The sequence below is a fragment of the Pigmentibacter sp. JX0631 genome (assembly GCF_029873255.1).
GTDB lineage: Bacteria > Bdellovibrionota_B > Oligoflexia > Silvanigrellales > Silvanigrellaceae > Silvanigrella.
In genome coordinates this window covers 2,840,340-2,856,173 of the sequence record NZ_CP123622.1, presented here as the reverse complement: position 1 = coordinate 2,856,173, position 15,834 = coordinate 2,840,340, and the positions used below count along the sequence as shown (strand labels likewise).

Annotated in this window: 12 protein-coding genes; 4 read left to right on the top strand and 8 right to left on the bottom strand. The window is 31.0% G+C overall.

Annotated features, from left to right (window positions below; genetic code table 11):
• Positions 1–206 precede the first annotated feature (206 nt).
• From QEJ31_RS12380 to QEJ31_RS12365, 4 genes are all read left to right on the top strand, one after another.
• Positions 207–1,712 (top strand): methyl-accepting chemotaxis protein, encoded by a 1,506-nt coding sequence (locus QEJ31_RS12380; RefSeq protein WP_280590545.1) that lies wholly within the window; start codon positions 207–209, stop codon positions 1,710–1,712.
• Between the two features lie 11 nt (positions 1,713–1,723).
• Positions 1,724–3,223: a methyl-accepting chemotaxis protein gene (locus QEJ31_RS12375; protein WP_280590543.1), complete on the top strand. Its 1,500-nt coding sequence runs from the start codon at positions 1,724–1,726 to the stop codon at positions 3,221–3,223.
• Between the two features lie 21 nt (positions 3,224–3,244).
• The gene (locus QEJ31_RS12370; RefSeq protein WP_280590541.1) at positions 3,245–4,756 is read left to right on the top strand and encodes a methyl-accepting chemotaxis protein; all 1,512 of its coding nucleotides are present in this window, start codon (positions 3,245–3,247) and stop codon (positions 4,754–4,756) included.
• Between the two features lie 189 nt (positions 4,757–4,945).
• The gene (locus QEJ31_RS12365; RefSeq protein ID WP_280590540.1) at positions 4,946–6,310 is read left to right on the top strand and encodes a hypothetical protein; all 1,365 of its coding nucleotides are present in this window, start codon (positions 4,946–4,948) and stop codon (positions 6,308–6,310) included.
• 12 nt (positions 6,311–6,322) lie between these two features.
• On the opposite strand, the gene QEJ31_RS12360 is transcribed toward QEJ31_RS12365, so the two are convergent.
• The 8 genes from QEJ31_RS12360 to pdhA form a co-directional block, all read right to left on the bottom strand.
• On the bottom strand, positions 6,323–8,536 hold the full coding sequence (locus QEJ31_RS12360) for a hypothetical protein (RefSeq protein ID WP_280590538.1): 2,214 nt from the start codon (positions 8,534–8,536) through the stop codon (positions 6,323–6,325).
• Between the two features lie 37 nt (positions 8,537–8,573).
• Complete coding sequence (locus tag QEJ31_RS12355; RefSeq protein ID WP_280590536.1) at positions 8,574–9,440, bottom strand: RsmD family RNA methyltransferase; 867 nt, start codon at positions 9,438–9,440, stop codon at positions 8,574–8,576.
• Between the two features lie 85 nt (positions 9,441–9,525).
• On the bottom strand, positions 9,526–10,557 hold the full coding sequence (locus tag QEJ31_RS12350) for an SPFH domain-containing protein (RefSeq protein ID WP_280590534.1): 1,032 nt from the start codon (positions 10,555–10,557) through the stop codon (positions 9,526–9,528).
• 21 nt (positions 10,558–10,578) lie between these two features.
• Complete coding sequence (locus QEJ31_RS12345; protein ID WP_158997114.1) at positions 10,579–11,031, bottom strand: NfeD family protein; 453 nt, start codon at positions 11,029–11,031, stop codon at positions 10,579–10,581.
• The gene (locus tag QEJ31_RS12340) at positions 11,031–12,281 is read right to left on the bottom strand and encodes a pseudouridine synthase (protein ID WP_280590532.1); all 1,251 of its coding nucleotides are present in this window, start codon (positions 12,279–12,281) and stop codon (positions 11,031–11,033) included. The genes QEJ31_RS12345 and QEJ31_RS12340 overlap by 1 nt, the downstream gene beginning before the upstream one ends.
• A 78-nt stretch (positions 12,282–12,359) precedes the next feature.
• Positions 12,360–13,619, bottom strand: a complete 1,260-nt coding sequence (locus QEJ31_RS12335; RefSeq protein ID WP_280590530.1) for a pyruvate dehydrogenase complex dihydrolipoamide acetyltransferase — start codon at positions 13,617–13,619, stop codon at positions 12,360–12,362.
• A gap of 26 nt (positions 13,620–13,645) precedes the next feature.
• Entirely contained in the window at positions 13,646–14,623 is a 978-nt protein-coding gene (locus QEJ31_RS12330; protein ID WP_280590528.1) for a pyruvate dehydrogenase complex E1 component subunit beta, read from the bottom strand.
• Positions 14,624–14,649: 26 nt separating this feature from the next.
• The gene (gene pdhA, locus QEJ31_RS12325; RefSeq protein WP_280590526.1) at positions 14,650–15,618 is read right to left on the bottom strand and encodes a pyruvate dehydrogenase (acetyl-transferring) E1 component subunit alpha; all 969 of its coding nucleotides are present in this window, start codon (positions 15,616–15,618) and stop codon (positions 14,650–14,652) included.
• Positions 15,619–15,834 lie beyond the last annotated feature (216 nt).

The window sequence follows — 15,834 nt, the reverse complement described above, 5'->3', positions numbered from 1 at the left end:
GATTTCAAAAACTTCATATCTGAAAAGTGATACAAAAGCAAAAAACTAGAAAGTGATTTTTGTATGTTTATTGTTTACTTTATTCATAGTAGATAAAAGTTTCATCTATGTTCAAAATTTTAACGCCCAGTTTCTTTACTAGTTAATAAATTTTCCAAAGACTCCGAAGCATGAAAAGTTTATAGGAATTTTTTGGAGAGTAGTGAATGAAAAAAATAAGTCTTAGTTTTAAATTAAATTTATCACTAGGTATATTATTTTTTCTTATATTATGCATCTCAATATATTCAATTTTAATGATAAATAAAACAAACTCTTATTCACAAAATACCGGAGAAAACTGGTTACCTAGTATTGTGGCAATTGGAGAATTAAAAAGAGATCTAATTGCAGGGCCAAGGGGGTTGATTTTATATTCCTTAGATTGGGCAACAAATTCTTCCCAAGCAATAAAAAATAAAGGATTAGAAGAATTTAGTGGAAATTTTAAAAAATTTGAAGACCACTTAAAAAATTATGCTCAATATGTCAGTGAACCAGGAGAAAAAGAATTATATGATAAATCTCTATCTAATTGGAAAATACTAAATGACAGTATTCAAGAAATAAAAAAAATTATTGAAGAAAATAAAAGTCCAAATATTGGATTTAATTTTTATCGTGAAAAAATGATTTCTCAAGTAACAAATTTAGATGAAGAATTAAATAAAATATCTGAATACAATTATAAAGGTGGTGTTAGTTCCACAAATGATGGCGCTTATTTAACTAATTTAACCAATATTTCAATGGGAATTACAATAATTTCTTCAATGATAATAGGTTATATTATTTTTCTCATAATTAAAAAATCTACAGGACTAATTGAAAAAGCGATAAAAAAATTAAAAGAACAAAGTGTTGAAAACCATAGAATTGCTAACGAATTAAAAAGTGGATCAAAAAAACTAGAGAATTCTGTTACCGAACAATCTGCAGCTATTCACGAAACCACAGCAGCAATTAATGAAATAACAAGTATGGTAAATCGTACTGCTGAAAATGCCAGAGAATCTACTGAAGTTGCAAAAAAGGCTTCTGAAAAGTCTGAAATTGGACAAAGCACGATGACAAAATTAGTAAAAGCAATGGAAACTATTCAAGAATCTAATGTACAGTTACAAAATATTGCAGTAATTATTAATCAAATTAATTCAAAAACTGCAGTAATAAATGACATCGTTTCCAAAACTGAATTACTATCACTAAATGCTTCCATAGAATCAGCAAGAGCAGGAGAATATGGAAAAGGTTTTGCTGTTGTTGCTGAAGAAGTTGGGAATTTAGCAAAAATTAGTGGAAAATCAGCAAATGAAATTCAAGAACTCATTACTGCTAGCCAAGAACAAGTAAACAAAATACTTGAACTAACCAAAGCCAGAGTTGATGATGGGAAAAAAGTAACTAGTGAAGCTCAAGACTCTTTCATTAAAATTTCAGCTGACATTGTAAAAATGTCAGAAGTAATTCAACAAATATTTGAAGCAACCCGTGAACAAGAAATAGGCGTAAGAAAAATATCTGATGCCATGTCCGCAATTGATAAAGCAACACAAAATAGCAGCCTTGCGGTTAAATCAACTGCAAAATCTTCTGAAGAATTAGTAGAACAGAGTGATAAGCTAGACGGTACAGCTGGGAATATTAGTTTAGTAATTATAGGGACGAGGTAAAGAAGAATTTTATGAAAAACAGTTTTGCATTTAAATTAAACATAGCAACCATAATACTTCTTTCCTCTATTTTAATTTCAGGTTTATATTCAATTTTTATGATTAATAAATCACAAGAATATGCCCATGAAACTGGAATAAATTGGTTGCCTAGTGTTAACTTACTGGCAGGAATTTCAGAAAATTTTGGGCAAATTTCTAGAAGACATGTAACTATAATTGGCAATTATATTACCAATCAAGGAAAAGAAAAAATAGATGATGATAAAGCAAAATTAACTGAATTTATTGCCGCAATAGAAAAAAAAATGGAAGAATATCCAAATTTTATCTCTGATGCTGAAGAAAAAAATTTATTTAATCTTTTAAGTAGTGCTTGGAAGGCGTGTAAAGATGAAATAGTTGAAGATTTAAAAGATCTTGAAGAGGGAAAAGGAAATATTGTTTTTGAAACTTACAATACTAAAACATTAAACTTATTTTTGCAAACAACCAAAGCATTAGAAAATCTTACCAATTATAATGCAAAAGGAGCTTATGATTCAACAAAATCAGGAGCATATCTTACAAAATTAACAAGTATAACGATGACTTTGATATTAATTTTTTCAGCAATTGTTACTTTAACAATTTTTACTATAAATTTAAAATCTTTGAAATCTATTTCTAAATCTGTCATAGATTTAAAATCCCAATCAAAAGAAACAAATAAAATAGCTCATGTCTTAAACGATGATTCCCAAAAACTTTCCAAGTCTGCAACAGAACAAGCAAATTCTGTGCATGAAACAAGCTCTTCTATTGAAGAAATTACAAGTATGGTAAATCGGACTGCTGAAAATGCAAAAGAATCAACGGAAGTAGCAACCAATGCTTCAAATAAAGCTGAAGACGGACAAGTAACAATGCGAAAGTTAGTAACTGCGATGGAAACAATTCAAGATTCCAACGCACAATTACAAAATATTGCAACTATCATTAATCAAATTAATACTAAAACTGCAGTTATTAATGATATTGTGTCTAAAACTGAACTACTTTCTTTAAATGCTTCCATAGAATCAGCCCGAGCAGGTGAATATGGAAAAGGGTTTGCTGTTGTGGCGGAAGAAGTTGGAAATTTGGCAAAAATTAGTGGGAAATCGGCCAATGAAATTCAAGAGCTGATCACCTCTAGCCAAGAACAAGTTAATAAAATTCTTGAGTTAACTAAAGAAAGAGTAGAGGAAGGGAAAAAAGTAACAGCGGAAGCACAAGATGCTTTTCAACAAATTTCAGAAGATATCTCAAATATGTCTTCTGTAATTGTTCAAATATCCGATGCTACTAGAGAGCAGGAAATAGGGGTAAGACAAATTTCAACTGCAATGACAAATATTGACAGGGCTACGCAAACAAGCAATGCCGCAGTCAAGACCACTTCAGAAGCAGCAGAAATTCTTCTAAATCAAACAAAAACCCTTGATTTTACGGCTAATGAAATTGATTTGCTCATTCAGGGAAGTATTTAATATGTTTTCTTTGAGGTCTGTATGAAAAAAAGAAGCCTGTCCTTTAAACTAAATGTTTCCGTTTTGGTGCTTCTGACATTGATTTTATTTTCCGCAATATACGCAAGTCTAATGATCAATAAAACCCAAAAATTTGCTCAAGATACGGGAACAAACTGGATGCCAAGTATTTTATCTAGCAGCAAAATGAGCGAAGGTATGAGTAAATATTCAAGAAGAATTATTGGATTACTATCCAATACTATGATCTATTCAGGTGATGAAGGAGCTAAAGTTTTTGAAGATGATTTAAAAGCTTTGCACAAATACGGAAAAGCAATTGAAGATAATTTGGAAAGCCATAAAAAACTTGCAGATAGTGATGAAGAGCAAAAACTTTTAAAAAATATCTTAGAAAAATGGGATGTATATCAAAAAGCATGTTTAAAAGCCATTGAAATTAATAAAGCTGGAGACAAACCTGCTTCCGTTAAATTTATCTTGAAAGAAGCACGTAAAGATGCTGCTGAATTTGAAGAAGCAATCGTTGAATTAGGCAAATTTAATTACAAAAATGGGGTTCATTCGACAGAACTAGGTGCCAGTTTAACTTCTTTAACATTAATAACTATGAGTATTGTTATTGCACTGTCAGTTATCATTGGTCTTTTTATTATGAATTTGATTCGCACAACAAGCAATGCGTTAAATTTAGCAATTGATAATTTAAAAAACCAAAGTATTGCTGCAAGTGAAATAGCAAATAGCTTAAAAGAAGGATCAAATGTTTTATCTGATTCAGTAAGTGAACAAGCCGCTGCTATTCATGAGACAAGTGCTGCAATCAATGAAATCACTAGTATGGTAAACAGAACAGCTGAAAATGCCAAAGAGTCATCGAGTGTTGCAACTGCGGCTTCAGAAAAAACAGAAACGGCACAAAAAACAATGCAAAGGCTTGTTACTGCAATGGAAACTATTCAAGAATCCAATGCTCAACTGCAAAACATTGCTGAAATCATTGCTCAAATTAATACAAAGACAGCAGTTATTAATGATATTGTTTCAAAAACTGAACTTCTATCTTTAAACGCTTCCATAGAATCAGCCCGTGCGGGTGAATATGGTAAAGGCTTTGCTGTTGTGGCTGAAGAAGTTGGAAACTTAGCAAAAATTAGTGGTAAATCTGCGCAAGATATACAAGAATTAATTACTTCAAGCCAAGAACAAGTGAACAAAATTTTAGGTTTAACGAAAGAACGTGTTGATGAAGGAAAAAAAGTAACAGCTGAAGCAAAAGAATCATTTCATCAAATATCAGAAGACATTTCAACAATGTCTAATGTTATTCAACAAATTTCTGAAGCAACAAGAGAACAAGAAATTGGAGTGAGACAAATTTCTACCGCTATGGCAAACATTGATAAAGCAACGCAAAAAAGCCAAATGGCAGTAGCAAATACGAAAGAATCTTCCATTAATTTAGTTTCTCAAAGTGAAAAACTAGATTCAACTGCAAAAAATGTTGAAACTTTAATTAAAGGTTCAGCTTAGGCAGGAAGTATCTAACTGATTACTTTTTATCTGCAACATTTTTTCACATTGATACTTATCTTAACAAGCTAAAATAAAGATTGCAAAGCATAACTAATATTTAAAATATAATTTTAAATATTAAAACCATTTCTTAGCTAAAGGAGAAAGAAATAAAAAAATGTAAAAACTTTTTTTTATGAAGCAGGTATGAAAATTAAAGGAACAATGCAAAACAAAGATTGCAAAAAATTCTTTTTAACAAACATTATAATATTTTGTTTGCATATCTTATTTCATGCTCCAATTTATGCGGACTGGTGGCATAATAATAGTTTCATCATGGGAGGAAGACCCGCTGGAATGGGTGGAGCCTATACTGGCATAGGAACGGGAGCCGCTGGAATTTACTACAACCCAGGTGGTATGGGATTTTCACCTGATTTACAACTGAGTGTTTCAACAACCAACTATTATACTTCAACAATAAAACAACAAGGCTATTTAAGTGACAGTAGCACAGGCTTTGAATTGGGGGATGCCGATTTATTAAATGGCTACTTTGGCGGAATATTTCGCCTAGATACCGAAACACCTATTTATCTTGCTTTTGCAATTTACAACAAAGATTATGTAAACATTGATAATGTGGTTAATTCTTTTAGTAATGATGGGAAAAAAAGCACTCGCTTTGTGCAAAAAACAAATTCAACTGAAAATGAATATGCATTTGGAGCTGCTGTACGTATTACCCCAAAATGGAGCATTGGTGCTAGCATTGCTTTTTTTGATATGAAATATTCAGAAGTGCAAAATGCAAACATCGTGGGCGGGCCATTTGATGATCCTGATAATCCTGGGAGCCAACTTTATACTTACGAGATGTGGAACTACACGAGTTCTTTTTTTGTGCGTGGAATAGAAGGTGGTTTGGGTATTGCTTATAGACCTAATGATTATATTTCCTTTGGTCTGTCTGGAAAATACAAGTTTATCATGGCCCAAGATTCAGATACTACTTTTGTTGACAATCAAGTTATTACAGATACAAATTTTGTTCCGTTAGGTCCTGATAGCACATACCCCTATGATCAATTTGTAAATCTGACGACTACAAAGGAAGATAAAAAACCCTTTGGTGAATTACCTTATATGATTCGCCTTGGAATGGCTTTGTTTCCATTTGAATTTCAAACTTTTACCGCGGATATAGCGTATTACTCTGCAAATCAGGCTAATAACCCTTTTTATCAAACTAAAGAAGTTTATGATTACTTTTTAGGATCCGAAACAGTTTTTTTTGAAAAAGTTGCTTTGAGACTTGGTTACTTTACAAATAATTGGACTGGAGACCCTAAAGTAAAAGATCAATTTATAAATGTTAATTTCATTGGTTATACCGTAGGTATAGCATATATTAATAAGAATTCAACCTACGGATTCACCTGGATGCATCAACAAAGCAAACCAGGGGCGCAGTATCAACTTGAAGAATCTTTAGCTAGTAGTGGTAAAAATCCTTCAGTTACATGGACGACAAATCAATTTGCCTTAATTATAACTGGAGAAATGTAAAATTTAACAATACTATTCCTTTACATTTTTGCTGATAATTTCTTCAAGCATTTCAAGTTCAAAGCTAAAATCATAAATAGAGTTTTTAAAATTTGTTAGTAAATTTTGTTCTACAATGTCACCAAAACCTCCCAGCATAAATGTATTTAATATTTTAATTCTATTTGCCAAATCTAGCAAACGAAATTTATAAAGTAAAGTTTGCGGAAATTTTTGAGCGTCCATAAATAAAAATTGAAATAAATCATCACCAATAGGATTATCTAAAGCTGAAAATGAAAAAGCAAAATTTTCTACAAGTCTTTCTTTAAACAAAGGAGTATTTTTCAATCGTTCATATACTTTTTCTACTGAATTAGAATATTTTTCGAGACGTAAAAAACCTACAACAAACACAAAAGACAAATTATCATTTAATTCTTTCGAGTTTTTTAATGCTTGTAAAGCAATAATGCACGATTTATTGTAATATGAAATATCAAACTTATAAATTAAAATAATAACATTAGCTCTTACTCTATTACTTTTATGAGTTAAAAATTTTAGCATGAATGGAATTATTTTTTTGTCTTTTATGTCCCAAAAATTTTCTACTGCATTGGCAACAACTCTTTGATCATCACTATAAAGTAAATGCATAAAAAAAGGAACTATAGCATTTTTATAAACTTTATTTATAAATGAAATTATTTTATGCCTTATATAAAGGCTTTTATTTTGCTGTCCAATGATAAATTGAACTAATAAGTAATCGACTTTATAAGACTTGTATTCAAATAATGCATCAACTGCGGCCGCTTGGAGAAATTCATCTCCTGAAGATAAGACGGAGAAAATATAGTCTATAGATTTTTCACTATTTATTTTCCCAATTGAAATTACTATGTTTTTTTTAATAAATTTATCATCAGTTTTATTATAGTTACTTTGGAGTATTTCAAGTGCTTGGATATTGTTTTTTTCGCCCAAAGCTTGAACAGAACGGATGTTGCTTATTTTATTTTTTGCAATATTCAAATGAAAAATGTAATAGTATTTTTTTATAAGAAATGCTAAAAATATTACAATCGATATACAAATTAAAAGATTAAAATTCAAATAATAAAAACTAAATTTTGTTGGAAACAAATTCATACAAAAACCAGAAACAACAATTATCATAGGTACAAAAAAACCTTCAGTGTAGTTACGAATTTTATCACTTATAATTTCGCTAAAAGATGAAGTAAAATGTTCATAAGAAGTTTGAAATAAGGAGTGCTCAAGTACAACTTTTATTAATTCAACCCCAGCAATAACATAAAAAGTATATTCTAAATTCATTAAATACACTAACACCAACAGACAGCATCCATATATAATATGCTGCATTATTATTTTTGATTTAGTAAAGAGAAATCTACTTAATAAATAACTACTAAGTATAATTAAAATACTAGAAAATAGTTGGAACTCTGAAAAAAATTTATTTAACTCTTCAGTACTTCCATATGTAGCACCAGCAGAAACATTAAATTGATAATTTATAAATGCAGTAATAAAATGAAATAAACAAATAACTACAATATATAAAAAAACCAAATTAAATAAATGTTTATTTTTTAAAATTTTTTCATCACTATCAACCACCTGATTTCCTTCAATAACATCATCAGAATTTATTTTTTTAATTCTGAATACATATAAATAAGAAAGAAAAAGAACAGAAATGATAAATATATCAAGTAAAAAATACTGAAAAAGACTTAAACTATAAAAAACCTTATTAATTAAAATATCAGATGTAATTGCGCCAAATTCTTCTGAAATTATAAAATATGAAAAAAACAGCTTTGATTCAAATACATAAAAATATGAATTAATTAAATTCCAGTATAATATAATACTAATTAGTGAAAATAGATTTCCAAAAATTTGATACATCCAGACTGTCTTTTCATAGAAATTAGGACTTGCTGTATAGTAAAAGTTAATTCCTAAATAAATCAAAGAAAGCACTAAGAAAACAATTATTTTATATTGTCGAGAGTTCTTTATTTTTTCAAATTGTGCCAATAGTATAATTGTTATTGGAGTTAATAATGAAGAAATTATTAACGCTTTTGGAAGTTCTTCTGCCCCTAGAGTATCTATAAAAAAAGAACTAGCAGAAATATTAATTACTTCAATTACAAATTGAAATAAATAAGCTAGTAAACAAAAGAATATAATTTTTCTATTTATCATTCAATAACCCATTTACTTTTACCCTAATAAATGCCAGTTACTTTTCCAATTCTTGAACATACTTTGGAGGATTAAATATTCCTAAGTATGTTTTTGCATTAAAAAACAGAAGTTCTTTCAAGACATTTTTATTAATTATTTTATTAACATTTTCCATGCTCAAACAATTTATTGGTTCATTTTGTAAAACTACAAATGCCCAATTTCTACAGTAAGAAGGAATCCATGTTGTAAATAATTTTAAATATGTAAAATTATTTTTTAACATTTGGATATATTTTACAAATGTTTCATCTTTTTTAAATGGCAATTCACCAGACTGTATTAATATATTTCCTTTTTTATTAAGTATTTTTTTGCATAATAACAAAAATTTTTCATTTATTATTTCATTTCTATCGAGATCTTGATCACATAAATCACAAATTATTATGTCAAATTTTTCATTGCAATTCTTTAAATACTCAACTGCATCTGTAAATATAAGATTTACTTTTTCATTATAGTAAGCACCATCATTCATTTCTGGCAAAAATTTATTACAACAGTTTACCACTTCTGGATCTAACTCAATTAATGTTAAAGAATTTATAGTTCTCCACTTTAAAGCTTCTCTAGCACTTGCGCCTTCTCCTGCACCAATAATTAATACATTTTTAGGACTTCCATGAATCGTAAAGGGAAGGTGAACTAGTAATTCATGATATATTTTTTCATCAAATGTTGTTGATTGTAATTGATCATCTAAATATAAAGCTTTATGACCATTTACTAATTTAACAATTATAATTTCTTGATAAGTTGATTTTCCTTGATAAATAACTTCTTCAACTTCTGAAAGGTACATTTCAGTTGCTGAGACGTGTTCAGTCATCCAAATATTTGATTTACTATTTGAGTTCAAGGCTTTTCCTCCTCTTCTATGTTAAAGAAAAAGAAAAGCGATGTATAAGAATTTTTTTCCTTATATTTTTTTTCCTAGCAAAATTTTATTTTTTTAGGTGAGTTATTTTAGAAGGATCTTGTGAAACTTTATTTAAAATATCTCCAATAGCTCCAATTGAAGAAAGAACTGAAGTTGCTTCATAAGGAATAAAAACTTTATCAGTATTCTTTTGCGTCATTTCGCCAAAGCGTTTTAAGTATTCCATAGCTATAAGGTAGTTAGCTGCTACATCGGACGAACCAAAAGCTTCTTTGACAAATTCAATAGCCTTTGCTTGCGCTGCTGCGACATCTTCTATGGCTTTTGCTTGACCAAAAGCTCTTGCAATCATTGCCTCTTTATCGCCTAACGCTTGATTGATTTTTTCTTGTTTTTCACCTTCAGAGTGTTCAATTCTAGACCTTTTTTCACCCTCAGCATTTAAAATTTGACTTTGTTTAGATCCTTCAGCTGCAAGAACATTAGCTCTTCTTTCTCTCTCAGCTTGCATTTGTTTTTCCATCGCCATTTGCACATCTGGTGGTGGAGAAACATTTTTCAATTCAACCCTATTAACTTTCAAGCCCCACTTATCAGTGGCTTCGTCTAACACCATTTTAAGTCTGGAATTTATGGTATCACGACTACTTAAAGTATGATCAAGATCCATTTCACCTACTAAACTTCTTAAAGTCGTTTGTGTAAGCTGAGCAACAGCCCATGGTAATGATTGAATTTCATATGCAGCGCGTTTTACGTCTGTTATTTGAACATAAATAATAGCATCAACAATAATTCCAACATTATCTTTGGTAATTACTTTTTGTTCTGGAATATCTATAACAACTTCGCGCATATCTATTCTATCAACATTTGTAATAACACCATTGCGACTCCATAATATCTGTCTTGATTGGTCAACAAAAGGAATCAAAATATTCAAACCTGAATTCAGAATTGTGTGAAATTTACCTAACCTTTCGATAATGACACATTCTTGTTGCCTAATAACAATAATGTAACGAGAAAAAATATACACAACTAACACAACTATACCAATGAGTAATAACATTGGCATCAAATTCATTTCTTGCATAAATATCTCCAAATTAAAAACTTAACTTAACTTTTCAACTTTAATTTTATTTCCTTCGACTGAGATTACCTTAACAACATCACCTTCTTTCAGTTGGCGTAAGCTATTTTCTTGGTGAATGTCCCAATATATTTCCCATACATCAGAAAATATTTTTACTTTTCCAGATATTTGCGGGGATTGATAGTTTTCAACAACAATACCTTGCTGCCCAACCAAACCTGCAATATGTTGAGAACCCTTTGGTTTTAAAAATCGTGATTTTTTCCATTTAGATATAAAGAAAAACAAAAATATACCTAGAATGCTAAATAATCCAACATGAAAATAAACATTATTTGTAAAAATAGCAAAAATACCAGTTAGTATAGCTGCTAAACCGATAGGTAAAAAATAAAAAGTTAATGAAAAAATTTCTACTAAAAGAAAAGATATTCCAATAATTAGATATAACCAATATAAATCATAATCCATTATTTTTTCCTTTGATTTGTTTTTCTTCCACTACTACGAGAATTATTTTTATCATTAGTAGTTTTTCTCTTTTTCTTTAATTCAAATTCTTTTTTATCTAAATCATTTAGTTTTCTGGTCTCTTTTCCTTTAAAAATAGCTTTTTTAGTATCCATATTAGAATTTATCTGTTCTTTAGATTTAAATTCTAAATTAGTTTTATTAAAACTCTTTTCTTTTTTATCTGTTTTATAGATATTTTCTTTGGTTTCTAACCTTTTTTCAGTGAAAGAATTATTAGAATCTTTCCCTTTCCAAGTATGTCTTTTTTGTTCATTTTGTGCAAGTTCTTTTTTTCTTAATTTAGATATTAGTGTAGCTCGTTTTTCTCGACGTTCAGCTTCTTTTGCATATTCTATATCATTTAATGTTACTTTTTTCTTTAGTTTTCTTTTTTCTAAAATATCTTTACTAGGAGTAAATTTTGATTTTTCATTAATTTCTTGTAACATATTCTTTTTAAGATTAGATAAATACTTACCTTCAATTTCAGTAACAACTCGCATTTTACCTGCTTCAAGTTTTGCTGGCAAGCGAATATCTCCAATTGCTACTCTAATTAAACGAACTACGCTTAAGCCAATAGCTTCTAACATTCTTCGCACTAATCGATTCCGACCTTCAGTAACAACCAATTCTATCCATTGTCCTAAACTATTACCTAATTTTTCTTTTGAACCAATTTTAACCGAAATTGCTTTAGCTAAACCGTCTTCTAATTCAACACCTTTTTTTAATTTTTCTGAATCTTCGATTGTAAAAGTAGATGAAACAAGAACTGCATAGGTTTTTTCTACTGAATACTTTGGATGCGATAAAGCTAATGATAAGTCACCATCATTTGTTAAGATAAGTAAACCTTCGCTACGATAGTCCAATCTACCAACAGACTGAACATTTAAAGGTAATTTTTTTAACTCAGGAAGGTCAAATATGGTTGTTCTTTCTTTTTCATCTTTTCTGCTAGTAATAGTCATAAATGGTTTATTAAAAAGATACGTTACCTTTGTAGGAATTGATTTTAATATCTTTCCATTAACACTTATTGAAGAATTTTTTTCTACTTTAATACCTAAAGTTTTAATTATTTTTCCGTTAACTTGTACATTACCTGCTTCAATTAATTCATCTGCTTTTCTTCTTGATGAAACTCCATATTCTTGCAAAAGTACGTTTAATCTAACCAATTCAACCTTCGTTTCTTTAACCATTTTAATGTTTCCCAACATGAAAAAAACTCATTACTAACAAATAGGCCAGTAATGAGTTTGTTTATATAAAAAAATTATTTAACCTAAAAATAAAGCGGACACAGGATCTTCAAAAAATTGACGTAATGTTTTTAAGAATTCTGCTCCTAAAGCACCATCGATAACTCTATGGTCACAACTTAACGTAACTTTCATTCTTTGTTCTACACCAACGGAACCATTCGCTAAAACAACAGGTGTAGGAACTGTTGCCCCTACAGCTAAAATTGCTGCTTGTGGTGGATTAATAATCGCGGTGAAACTTTCAATCCCAGCCATGCCTAAATTACTAACAGAAAAAGTACCCCCAGCATAGTCATTTGGTTGCAATTTTCCATCTTTAGCAAGTTTAACAAGACGTTTTGTTTCTTGCGCAATTTGTACGACAGTTAATTTATCAGCATGTCTAACCACAGGAGTCATTAATCCATTAGGTAATGCAACAGCAACACTCATATGCACATCGCGATATCTTGCAACATGATCGTCTTGCCAAGATGAATTGATTTCTGGATGACGTTTTAAAGCTCTGGAAGTTAGAAAAATAACTAAGTCATTTACACTAAATTTTTCTGCTTCAGAGAGTTTAGCTATTACATCTTTTCGCCAAGCAAGCAAATTAGTCATATTAATACTTACTGTTAAGTAGAAATGTGGCGAAGTTTGCAGACTTTCCGTCAGGCGTTTCGCAATTGTCTTGCGCATATTGGTGTGAGGAATTTTTTCAACTTCAGCAGCTCCAAAAGCAAAGCTTGGAGCTCCAGCGGTCGCAACACCACTTGAAGAAGAAACTTGTGCAAGATCCCGTTGAACAATTCGTCCATTCGGTCCACTGCCCTGAATAGATTTTAAATCAATTCCTTTGTCTTCAGCTATTTTTTTAGCTAATGGACTGGCTTTTACTAAATCATTGGTTTGTGAAGATGTTGCTGTTTTACTTGCAGAACTTTGCGCAGGAGTCGCTGCTTTTTCTTCTTTTTTAGGAGCACTAGAAGCTGGAGCTGAAGAAGCTCCCCCTTTTTTTGCATTATATTTTTCTAACGCTTCTTCCCATTTTTCTCCATCTTTACCAATCACGGCAATAGGTGCTTGCAGTGGACACTTTTGTCCATCACCAACGAGAATTTTTAAAAGTATTCCTCCCGCTGGGGATTCATATTCCATTGTTGCTTTGTCTGTTTCAATCTCAATGATAGGAATTCCAGCAGAAACTTTCTCACCTTCTTTTTTTAACCAACGCGCAACAGAACCTTCGGACATGGTATCTGAAAGTTTTGGCATTTCCATTACAGTTGCCATAATTTATTTCTCCAAAGTTTCATTCATTATTTATATAATACAGCTTTAATTGCAGAAATAGTTCTTTCTGCCGTCGGCATGACTTCATGCTCAAGTCTTTCATTATATGGCATTGGAACGAACAAATTAGTAACTCTTTCTGGTGGAGCATCAAGATAATCAAAACATTCTTTTACAACTCTATCTACAATGTGACACCCAAAAGAAGCCACGCCCCAGCCCTCTTCTAAAACAACTAATCTGTTTGTTTTTTTCACAGAATTAAAAATAAGATCTTCATCTAAAGGCATTAATGTTCGTGGATCTATAATTTCCACACTAATTCCTTCTTTTTCTAGCTCAGCAGCAACATCTTGCGCTACATAAACCATTTTATTCCAAGCTACTAAAGTAACATCAGTTCCTTCACGTTTAATATCACCAACACCTAGCGGAATAGTATATTCACCTTCAGGAACTTCCCCTGTGCGACCATACATCATTTCACTTTCTAAAAATAAAACAGTATTGTCATCACGGATTGCTGATTTCATTAAGCCTTTAGCTTCTGCGGGAATAACTGTACTCACAATTTTTAAACCAGGGCAATTCACTAACATGTGATCAACGCATTGGCTGTGCTGAGCACTAAGCATGTGCGCAGCTCCATGTGGTCCACGGATAACCATTGGTACTTTATATTGACCACCACTCATATATAACATTTTTGCGGCGTGATTGATGATTTGGTCAAAAGCTTGAATGGCAAAATTCCAAGTCATCATTTCAATAACAGGACGTAAACCACACATAGCAGCGCCTACACCAAGACCAGCAATACCAGCCTCAGAAATTGGTGAATCGACAACTCGCATTGGACCAAATTTTGCGAGCATTCCTTTTGTTACTTTATAAGCGCCATCATATTGCGCAACTTCTTCACCCATAATGAAAACATTTGGGTCTCTTTCCATTTCTTCTGTCAAAGCTTGATTTAAAGCTTCACGTAAAGTTAATACAGCCATATTATAAACCTCTAACTTTTAAAAAATTATACAAGAACGTGTTCATAAATTTCTTCGAGTCCAGGTTCTGGAGACTCATCAGCAAACGTCACTGCTTGTTCAACTCTATCAGCAATTTCTTCTTCAAATTTTTCAAAATCATCTTCTTTTGCTGCTTTTTGATGCAACATAGCATCTTTCAGTAATATTAAACAATCACGACTACGTTCTTTTTCCACTTCATCTTTTGTTCTATAATTTCCAGGATCGGATACAGAGTGACCACGGAAACGATAAGTTTGAGCTTCAACAAGAATTGGTTTTGAAGTTTTACGTGTTTCTTCTACAATTTCTTTCATCTGAGTATAGGTATTGATAACATTTCGACCATCAACAATAGCTTGGCGCATATTATAACCTTTTGCTCTATCAGCAAGGTGTTCTAATGTACATGTTCTTGAAATAGCAGTACCCATTCCGTACATATTGTTTTCAACTATAAAGATACAAGGCAGATCCCAAATAGCAGCCATATTTAAAGCTTCATGAAACTGACCCTGATTGATAGCAGCATCACCTAAAAAACAAAGAGCAACATTGTCTTCTTTTTTATATTTAATTCTCCATCCAGCACCAACTGCAAGCGGAACTTGTCCTCCGACAATTCCATGTCCTCCCATGAAACGTAATTTTTCAGAGAACATATGCATGGAGCCGCCTTTACCTCTAGCACAACCTGTTACTTTACCAAGTAACTCAGCAAGCATCACACCAGGATCCATACCTAATACGATTGGAAGAAAGTGATCACGATATCCTGTAATCACATAGTCTTCTCCCTTTCTAATTGCATTTAAACAACCAGTGCCAACTGCTTCTTGGCCAATATACAAATGACAAAATCCACTAAATTTTTGTTGAACATACAGTTGTCCAACTCGCTCTTCAATGCGACGCCCAAGTAGCATTTCTTTATAAAAAGCTACCAAAAGCTGATTTGATAATTTTTGAGCCATTTATCAACTCTCCAAATAAAGTATCGAAAAAAACAATTTTTAAAGAATCTTCTAATAAGATAAGTTTGAGTTTGTCACTCAAACAAATGCAAAGGTTAAGCTATGCCATAAAAATCTATACTGCAAGAAAGTGTCAATTCAAATAGAATGAATTTAAATCGCTGTACAATAGATTGATGGATAGTAAATTAAAAAAACTTAATTAAATTTATATAT

Excerpts from the sequence above, each read along its gene's own strand:
- QEJ31_RS12365 (WP_280590540.1), top strand. The coding sequence starts at position 4,946 with ATGAAAATTAAAGGAACAATGCAAAACAAAGATTGCAAAAAATTCTTT.
- QEJ31_RS12350 (WP_280590534.1), bottom strand. The coding sequence starts at position 10,557 with ATGCAAGAAATGAATTTGATGCCAATGTTATTACTCATTGGTATAGTT.
- QEJ31_RS12345 (WP_158997114.1), bottom strand. The coding sequence starts at position 11,031 with ATGGATTATGATTTATATTGGTTATATCTAATTATTGGAATATCTTTT.
- QEJ31_RS12330 (WP_280590528.1), bottom strand. The coding sequence starts at position 14,623 with ATGGCTGTATTAACTTTACGTGAAGCTTTAAATCAAGCTTTGACAGAA.
- QEJ31_RS12370 (WP_280590541.1), top strand. The coding sequence starts at position 3,245 with ATGAAAAAAAGAAGCCTGTCCTTTAAACTAAATGTTTCCGTTTTGGTG.
- QEJ31_RS12335 (WP_280590530.1), bottom strand. The coding sequence starts at position 13,619 with ATGGCAACTGTAATGGAAATGCCAAAACTTTCAGATACCATGTCCGAA.
- QEJ31_RS12375 (WP_280590543.1), top strand. The coding sequence starts at position 1,724 with ATGAAAAACAGTTTTGCATTTAAATTAAACATAGCAACCATAATACTT.
- QEJ31_RS12340 (WP_280590532.1), bottom strand. The coding sequence starts at position 12,281 with ATGGTTAAAGAAACGAAGGTTGAATTGGTTAGATTAAACGTACTTTTG.
- QEJ31_RS12360 (WP_280590538.1), bottom strand. The coding sequence starts at position 8,536 with ATGATAAATAGAAAAATTATATTCTTTTGTTTACTAGCTTATTTATTT.
- pdhA (WP_280590526.1), bottom strand. The coding sequence starts at position 15,618 with ATGGCTCAAAAATTATCAAATCAGCTTTTGGTAGCTTTTTATAAAGAA.
- QEJ31_RS12380 (WP_280590545.1), top strand. The coding sequence starts at position 207 with ATGAAAAAAATAAGTCTTAGTTTTAAATTAAATTTATCACTAGGTATA.